Annotated in this window: 9 protein-coding genes; all 9 read right to left on the bottom strand. The window is 66.7% G+C overall.

Going from position 1 to position 8,117, the window contains the following annotated elements:
- Nucleotides 1-135 precede the first annotated feature (135 nt).
- A complete protein-coding gene (locus Q1K26_RS00565) occupies nucleotides 136-1,152 on the bottom strand; it encodes an AraC family transcriptional regulator (protein ID WP_300006938.1) in 1,017 nt (338 codons plus the stop codon).
- A gap of 136 nt (nucleotides 1,153-1,288) precedes the next feature.
- Nucleotides 1,289-1,642, bottom strand: coding sequence for a DoxX family protein (locus tag Q1K26_RS00560; RefSeq protein WP_300006936.1), 354 nt, complete (start codon nucleotides 1,640-1,642; stop codon nucleotides 1,289-1,291).
- A 110-nt stretch (nucleotides 1,643-1,752) separates the two neighbouring features.
- Nucleotides 1,753-2,868, bottom strand: coding sequence for an LLM class flavin-dependent oxidoreductase (locus tag Q1K26_RS00555; protein WP_300006934.1), 1,116 nt, complete (start codon nucleotides 2,866-2,868; stop codon nucleotides 1,753-1,755).
- Between the two features lie 82 nt (nucleotides 2,869-2,950).
- Nucleotides 2,951-3,481, bottom strand: a complete 531-nt coding sequence (locus Q1K26_RS00550; protein WP_300006932.1) for a 3-phenylpropionate/cinnamic acid dioxygenase subunit beta — start codon at nucleotides 3,479-3,481, stop codon at nucleotides 2,951-2,953.
- The gene (locus Q1K26_RS00545; RefSeq protein WP_300006930.1) at nucleotides 3,478-4,824 is read right to left on the bottom strand and encodes an aromatic ring-hydroxylating dioxygenase subunit alpha; all 1,347 of its coding nucleotides are present in this window, start codon (nucleotides 4,822-4,824) and stop codon (nucleotides 3,478-3,480) included. The genes Q1K26_RS00550 and Q1K26_RS00545 overlap by 4 nt, the downstream gene beginning before the upstream one ends.
- Before the next feature lie 72 nt (nucleotides 4,825-4,896).
- Nucleotides 4,897-5,283, bottom strand: a complete 387-nt coding sequence (locus Q1K26_RS00540) for an SCP2 sterol-binding domain-containing protein (RefSeq protein ID WP_300006929.1) — start codon at nucleotides 5,281-5,283, stop codon at nucleotides 4,897-4,899.
- A gap of 35 nt (nucleotides 5,284-5,318) precedes the next feature.
- On the bottom strand, nucleotides 5,319-6,212 hold the full coding sequence (locus Q1K26_RS00535; protein ID WP_300006927.1) for a VOC family protein: 894 nt from the start codon (nucleotides 6,210-6,212) through the stop codon (nucleotides 5,319-5,321).
- 31 nt (nucleotides 6,213-6,243) lie between these two features.
- A complete protein-coding gene (locus tag Q1K26_RS00530; protein ID WP_300006925.1) occupies nucleotides 6,244-7,473 on the bottom strand; it encodes a dienelactone hydrolase family protein in 1,230 nt (409 codons plus the stop codon).
- 238 nt (nucleotides 7,474-7,711) lie between these two features.
- On the bottom strand, nucleotides 7,712-8,117 hold a 406-nt coding region (locus Q1K26_RS00525; RefSeq protein ID WP_300006923.1), incomplete at its 5' end, for a ketopantoate reductase C-terminal domain-containing protein.

The raw sequence follows: 8,117 nt of genomic DNA, 5'->3' as shown, positions 1-8,117 counted from the left end.
ATCGGACACGCGGGACCTCGGTGAGAGTCGATCTTTGGCGGACCGTCTCTTCTACCGAGGTCCCGCACCCAATCTGATCATCTCCGCACCCTCGGCGTGTCGCCCGAGCCGCCCGGCCCCGCTACTGGGAAAGGCTCACTGTCCCGGCGGCGCGCAATATCCGGATGAGCCGCCGCGGAGGGTCTGTGACGGCGATTCGCCGAACTTCGCGCGATACGCGGCGGCGAATCGCCCGAGATGGAAGAAGCCCCAGTCGAGGGCAACCTCGGTGACGCTGTCCGCGCCGGGCGAACCGGTCGACAGGACGTCGTGTATCCGCTGGAGCCGCACGTCACGCAGATAGGCCATCGGCGAGCATCCGATGTAGCGTCGAAACCCCTCCTGCAGTGTCCGGACACCGACCGACAGCGAGCGTGCGAGCTCGTCCGTCGTCAACGCCTGCTTCGGGTGTGCTTCCATGAGGTCGATGGCGCTCCGCACCACCTTCGGCGGTGCGGGTGGATCCTGAGCCTGCAGCTGGTCCGAGTAGTTGTGGGGCTGGGTCAGCAACAACGATGTCAGCAGCGCGTCCTCGAGGTGGGCGACCGCCAACCGCTGCCGGATCAGGCCGTCGCCACGCTCCAGCTCCGCAACCAGCAGCGACAGCAGACCGATCCAGCTGCGGCCGGCGGCTGTCGTCAGGTCCATCCCGAGGCGGAATCGGATCGGCTTGACCAAGGCCTGCCCGGTCAGCAGCTCCAGCGCCTCCTCGAGCACCGGACGGTCGACCTTCACGATGAGCTTCGGGGCGCCGGACTCCCAGTGCATGTCGAAGTACTCTGTCGGCGTGGGCACCGAAGCCATGGACGGCGTCGACACAATTTCCTGTGTGCCGCAACGGACCTGGCTGCGGCCGGCGACGGAGATCTGCACGACGAAGATCGAGTCGAGTTCTCCCGGCTCTACGTGTACCGCGGCGCCGTAGTCGAGGTAGTTCACGCAGAGCTTGTCGAGGCTGGTGGAGTTGTGCACCACCGTCAACTCTTTCTCGCCGTCGTCCAGGTCGAGCCGGTGTGGACAGAAAACCCGCGCGACCGCCTCCCGTGCCTCGTCCAGATCGGAGGTGCGGATGAGGGCATAGTTATCCAGTCGGCTCCGGCGGGAGTCGGTCATTTCTCCTCCAGGGCGATCGGATGTGCGGACAGGAGGTTCCTTTCGATCCTTCTACGGCCCGCTCGTCCTGCGGAAGCCGAATACGTAGAACCGGATCACGGCCGCGCTCAGTGGATAACCGGCCTCATGGCATTGGTCACGTGCCCGCGAGGTGGAGTGCGAGGGTCACACCGGCCAGTACGCCCAGGACCGCGGGCGGCGAGTAGTCCTTGGCCCGATCCCCGGCACGAAGGTGTACCACCACCGCACAGATCGTCAGGAGGACCAGGCCGGCCGCAGCCGCGATGCCCAGGGCCGGTATCCACACGCCGAGGGCCAGGCCGGCCGCTCCGGCGACGTCCGCCACCCCGATCAGCCGGTAGGCGGTACGCGGAAAACCGAGGTGATCGGCGGACGCGAGCATCAGTCCGTGGCCCGCCAGCTTGGCGGAGCCCGCGACGAGGAAGACGAGCGCGAGCAGCACGGACAGCACGATGACTGCGACGGACATGACGTTTCCTTCGGTGGGTTCGATGTTCCGGTGCAGAACGACGACCGCCGGATGCACAGTTGCGCACCCGGCGGTCGATGCCGTCCGGGGGCGGACGGTTCTGGGAGCCGCTACGGCGTCGGCTTGCGCAGGCCCTTGGCCTCCAGGCGCGGCAGCACCTCGGCGTTGAAGTACGTGAGGTCGTTGACATAGTCGACGAAGGAGATGGTGGCGCCGACGAAGCCTGCGGCGCTGATGCGTTCGAGCTCGGCGGCCACGGTGTCCGGGCTGCCGACGATCGGGTAGGTGCCGTGCCCGCCGGCGAAGCGGTCGCGGTACATCTTGAAGGCATCCGGCGGGAAGGACTGCCCGTACATGCCCTGTAGGTGCATCAGCTTCTCGACCGCTTCCCAGTCGGCGTTCTCGTCGACGTAGTAACGGTGGAAGTCCTTCGCCTCCTCATCGGTGGGCCGGCACACGATGTGCGTGGTGGTGAACACATCGAGATCGCGACCGAACGTCCTGCCCAGCGCCTTGATGTCCTGCACGTCCTTCGCGCCGGTCTCCGGGTCGATCAGGATCGTGAACAGGAAGTCACAGTTCCGCGCCGCGTACTCGCGCCCACGACCCGACGAGCCGGCGTTCATGATGACGGGTTCGGTGCCGCCGACCGGCTTCGGGTCGCCGGCCAGGCCCTTCAGGGAGAAGAATTTCCCCTCGAAGTCGACCGGCTCGTCGTTGCGCCAGAGGTTGCGGATGACGTCGAGCCACTCCTGGCCGTGGTCGTATCGCATGTCGTGCTCGTACTGTTCGATGCCGAACATGTCGAACTCGTCCTGTTGCCAGCCGCAGACCACGTTGAGGCCGAGCCGCCCGCCACTGATGTGGTCAGCGGTGACCATCTGCTTGGAAGCGAAGATCGGGTGCACGAGCGGTGCGATCATCGTTCCGAATACGGTGAGTTTCTCGGTGTGTGCCAACAGGCCGGTCGCCCATGTGAGGGTCTCGAGCGTCGAGCTCTGGAAGTCGGTCTCGCCACCGAAGCCCTTGAAACGCGCGATCGGGAGCATGAACTCGATCCCCGCCTCGTCGGCGAGCCGGGCCAGCGCGAGGTTGCCCTCCCACGACGCGTCCCATCGTTCCGGCACCTTCGTGATGGCCATGCCGGACGAGCAGTTCGACGCGAAGACGCCGAGCTTCAGCTTGTTGGAATTGAACATGGATGAATCCGAACGCTTCTCGGGCATGATTCTCCGGTCTGGACGACGCCGGCCGAGCGGAGGCGTCAACGGGTGGGCGACGGCAGGGGCGCCAGGGGGCACCGAGACGTCAGAGGAACACCGCGAGGTTGTCGAAACCGACCACCGTCTGGTCGAGGTAGATTGATCGACGGCGCAGCTTCCAGCCATCAGGCTTGCGGAGCCACACGTCATGGCGATCGCACGACAGCATCTGGTAGGTCGGGGAGTCGTAGCGGTTGCGCAGCAGCAACAGGTAGCTTTGGACCCCGACCTCGTCGTCCTCGGATCGGCGGTCGGTCCGCACGTTGGTGACGAGCCGCCGCGTCCGGGACGGGGGGTCCTCGGCCCATGCGGAGTCGGTGGCCAACCGGCGGATGCGCATCTCGATCGAGGCGCGGTTGTCCTCGAAGTGGAACATGTCGGGCGAGAAGCCCGGACCGTTGCCACGTTCGAGCGTGCTCCGGACCCTGGCCCGGTAGTCGAGGTCGTCGTCCAGCATCGCCGTCCAGGCCGGGAAGTCGAGGTCGTCGAGGAGCAGCGCCTCCGCCGTCAGCACCTGCAGGGACTCCAGGAACAGGGGGTCGGTCGCGGCGACCAGCTCGGCGGGCTGCGCGGTCATCGGGTCAGCTCCTTCGCCCACTTGCGCCAGAACGACCGCTGTCCGATCTCGGCGTAGCCGCCCTGGTGGACGTCGCCCGGCCCGGGCCAGTCACCGCGGTCCGGCTCCCGGTCCACGCTCATCCCCACGTGCAGAGTCTGGCGACTGCCGACCTGAGAGCTCACGGCCTTCGTGATCCCGGTCCAGATCTCCGTGTCGTCCTGCTCGAACGTCCCGGAAGGCCCGAACAGCCGCACGTAGGACAGCCGCGAGACCTCCTTGAACCACTGCGGCGCCTCCTTGTCGACGAGGAACCACGAGCAGACTTCCATCTCGGTCGGTCCGCGCGGGATCCACGTACGCAGGGTGACGAACGGCAGCGGCGCCTGCCCCTCCTCCGAGTTGATCATCGCGTTGAGGAACGACAGGTTGGGGAAGACGGTGCCGTGGATGAAGTTCGTGCGGCGCAGCGCCTCGTCCTGCTCCGCGGACAGAGTCGCCTTCATGAGCGGGATGAGCTCGTGCGGCATGTTGAGGTACGGCGGCAGGGGGACACCGGGGGGAGCGCCGGTGAGGCCCAGGCCGTGACCCTCACCGGCCGCCACCTGAACGCCGTACCAGGCGAACGACGGATCCGGGGGGAGCTGGCTCGTGTTCACGGCGAAGCCGTGCGTCGTGTAGGTGTGGTAGGCGTCGCCGATGAAGTTGTCCGAGCCGAGTTTCCAGTTGGCGCGGATGCGGAACCGGTGCGGGCTCCCGATGACCTCCAGCCCGCCCGGCGTGCGGGCGAGGAGGAGGTCGAGGTACCACGCCATGTCGCCGAGGTAGTCCCGCAGCGCGGGCGCGGCCGGGTCGAAGGACCCGAAGATCATGCCCCCGTAGGTCTCGCTGCGAGCGGACACCAGTCCCATGGTGGATCGGTCGAGCGTGTCGCCGTAAGCCTTCTTCAGCACCGGCGCGCCGACGAACTCGCCCGAGCTCTGGTAGGTGAACCCGTGGTACGGGCACTTGAACTGACTCGCGTTGCCGGCGTCCGCACGGCACACGGGCATCCCCCGGTGCCGGCACGAGTTCAGCAGGATGTGTATCCCACCGGCGGCGTCCCGGGACACGATGACCCGGTCCTCTCCCATGGACCTGAGCACGTAGTCGCCCGAGTTCGGGATCTCGGACTCGTGCGCCACCGCGAGCCAGCTCCGCGCGAAGATGCGCTCGAGCTCCATACGGTAGATGTCAGGGTCCGTCAGCGCCCGCGCCGACACCGACGATCCGTTCGGGCCGACCAGCGATGCCACGGAGGTTCCGTCGGGCAGGCTCGGACCCTCGTCGGTCGCCTGCAGCTCACGTAATGCCTCGATCGTCATGAAGTCACTGCCCCTCTCACTCTCTGGAATGGTGGACCGCGCACCGATGTCGACACTGAACCGACAGCCACGCTATTCGTAGCTCGTACCGATCTCCGCCTCGATACGGGCGAGCTGGTCGAGCGCCGGGCCGACCTGCATCATTTGTCCCATATTGCCGGTGACCTTCATCTTCCCGGTCATCGCGGCCGCCTGTCCGGTCAGTTCTCCGCGGGAGAGCGCGACCATCGTCTCGAACGAGACCGAGCCGTTCAGATCGGGATTCTCTGCCGGGCCGGGGGTGAAGGTCGTCGCCCCGTCATTGAAGTGGATGTGATAGATGTCGAGTCCGGGACTACCGGAGACGTGCATCTCGAAGAGGATCTTCTTTCCCTTCGTGACCTCTTGCAGAACAGGGTCGCCGGACGCGGCCTCGGTCAGGCGGGTCGTCCACTCCTCGGTGAGGACCTTGACGCTCATGGATTCCATTCCTGTCATGAGGGTGTGTGCACGGGTCAGGCCGGGGCCGCGCGTTCGAGAGCCCCGGGCGGGCTCTGCGCCACGAACTTGTGGCCCCAGATGTCGCCCTTCTGGTAGTGCCCGACCTTCCACGTCTGTTCGTCGACCTGGAGCCCGCCCCAGCCGTACTCGACGTCGAACCCCGATGGCGTGCGGACGTAGAACGACAGCATTCGGTCGTTGGAGTGGCGGCCGAGCGTCATGGAAAGGGGGATCTCCCTCTCCAAGCAGAGGTCGTACGCGATTCCGACGGCGTCGAGATCCTGCGCCTCGAGCATGATGTGGTGCAGGCCGCGCAGGCCCGACATCTCCGTCATGGCGAGGCTGTGGTGCCGGGAGTTGCAGTGGAAGAACATCAAGGTGAGCCAGTCGTAGATCTCGTCGCTCTTCTTGAAGCCCATGCGATCGACGAAGAACTGCTCGCTCTGCTTGAGGTCCGGCACGACGACGACCGCGTGCCCCATACCCTGGTCCCCGGTGACGAACGCCGTCCGGGCCTCCCCCGGCGACGCGGGGGGCAGCAGCAGCTGCCCGTAGAACAGCTCGTGCCGGAAGCCGACGGGGTCGGAGAAGCTGGTCATGCGCAGGACCTTGCGGTCCGCGCACTCCTCGTCGGTGCCCTCGGTGTGGGCGATGCCGGCGCGGTCGAGCCCGTCGACCGCCCGGGCGAAGGCCTCGGCGTCGCCCACGTCCCAGCCCAGGTGCAGGAGGCGGTCACGTTCTCCCGGCCGGATGGCGAGCCGATGGTGTCTGTCGTCCATCCGGAGGTAGACGGTGTCGGACGAGCCGGGGTCCGCGATGCCGAGGCCGAGCACGTCGGGCCCGAACTCCTCCCATTGCTTGGTCACCGGGGACTCGACACCGACGTAGCCGAGGCAACGGATATTCATGATGGGTCCTCTCCAGCGCCGCTCCGGACTCTCAGGACAGCGGAAGGGCTTCGCTCGATGCCCAGTTCGGCATCAGCTTGTTGGGTTCCAGGCTCTTGTCGACGACCTTGCGGGCCACCTCGGCGCCGGCAACCGGCAGGGTGGCGGGGTCGATGAGGCCGGCCTGCACCAGCACCGAGGCCTGGTCGAAGTAGATGTGCTCGTTGTAGATCAGGTCGCCGCGGAAGGACACGATGGCCACCAGTGCGACCTCGATGTAGCGCCCGGTCGGCTCGATACCGGGCAGCAGCCACGGGATCTCCTGGTCGTGTGTGAAGCACATGATCATCTCATCCACAACCCGATTCGCGCCGACCGTCCGCGACACCGGGGTGATCTTCGTGTCCGCCGGGTTCGCGTCAACGAAGTGGTATTTGTAGAAGCGCAGCAGCATGTCGTGGCCGACCCCGCCGGTCACCGTCGAGGTGATGTTGACGTACGGGTCGGGAACCATCGTCTCCAGCACCGCCGGCGCGTCCTTGGCGACGAACTCCAGGTACAGGTGCCGGTCCCAGAGGCCTTCAAGGTCGAATCGTGGGCCGATCGCGTTGCGCAGGACCGCGAGCGTCCGGGTGTAGGCCAGCTCGGCCGCGGCGTGGTCGTAGAAGGACCGGAAGCGGTTGGCGAAGGCATGGTCTGCCCCCTGATACATCCAGGCGGACATGTTCTCGTGGGCCTCCACCACGGCCTGGACGTGCGCGACCTCCGGGCCGCAGTGCGCGTCCTCCGTGCCGTAGTGCAAGGCCAACGGAATTGTCACCTTCGCCAGCTCGTCGAGGTGCTCGGCCACGCCCACCCCGTAGTAACCCACGGCGCAGGCGACGTCGATCCTGGCCGCGGTCAGCACCGCGAGCCGACCGCCCAGGCAGTACCCGACCGCGCCCACCGCGCCGGTGTGGGCCGGCAGCTCGCGCACCGCGGCGACGGTGGCGGCAATGTCCTCGATCGCCTTGTCGATGTCGAGCTCCCCGTAGAGCTCCATTGCCCGGTCGAAGTCGGCGTCAGTGAGCTCCACCCCCGGCTCGGACCGCCAGTACAGGTCCGGTACCGCGACGACGTAACCCTCGTCGGCGTAGCGGTCAGCCATCGCGCGCATGAACTCGGTGACCCCGAACGCCTCCTGCAACAGCAACAGCCCCGGCCCCGGCCCGCGTTCGGGAGTGGCGACGTAGGCGCGGAAGCTCCGGCCGTCCTCCGACGGGATGTTCACGTACTCACCCATGAGTCGTTTTCCTCGCTTCAGAAGAGTGTTCCTGAGAGTAAACACCTGGGTTCAACGCCCGTCAACAGGCCTTTGTGTACATCGGACCTTTGAACCGAGCCCAGAGGGTGGGAGCCCGCCGATCACGGCGGGAAGGTCGCTATTGGAGATCGACGAGCGACCATTGCGCCGTGATCGGGGGGCGGGCCGCCGCGAGTGAGCTGCGCGGCGGCACCGCCGTGGCCCTACTGGGTCTGTCCTAGTCGAGGAATTGGTCGATGGTCTTGATGATGTTGTACGCGACCCGGAGCGTCGGTACCTCGATCCCCAGCTCGTCGGCGGCCTCGAGGTAGGGCGCCAGCATGAAGTCGACCTCGGTCCTGCGGCGGCGCAGGACGTCCTCGTACATCGAGGGATGACCCGAGCTCCCCCGTTCCCGCATCGTCCTGCCTTGCTCGATGATGAACTCGATCGCCTCGGGGCTCGGGAGGGCGTCGAGCTCCTTCAACCGCGACAGCGGGGCGTAGAAGTTCATCGGCTCGTAGCCCTTGGCCCGGTAGACCCCGAGGAGATCCTTGGCCAGCGCGACGAAGTACGCCGCCCCCTCGGGCACCTCCATCCCCTCGAAGACCGAGGTACCGGGAACCGCGCCGAGCGCCGTGACC

Origin of the sequence: Pseudonocardia sp. (genome assembly GCF_029263155.1) — a bacterium.
Lineage (GTDB): Bacteria > Actinomycetota > Actinomycetes > Mycobacteriales > Pseudonocardiaceae > Pseudonocardia.
Note: the sequence above shows the minus strand (reverse complement) of the source record. Positions and strands in the feature narration are given on the sequence as shown.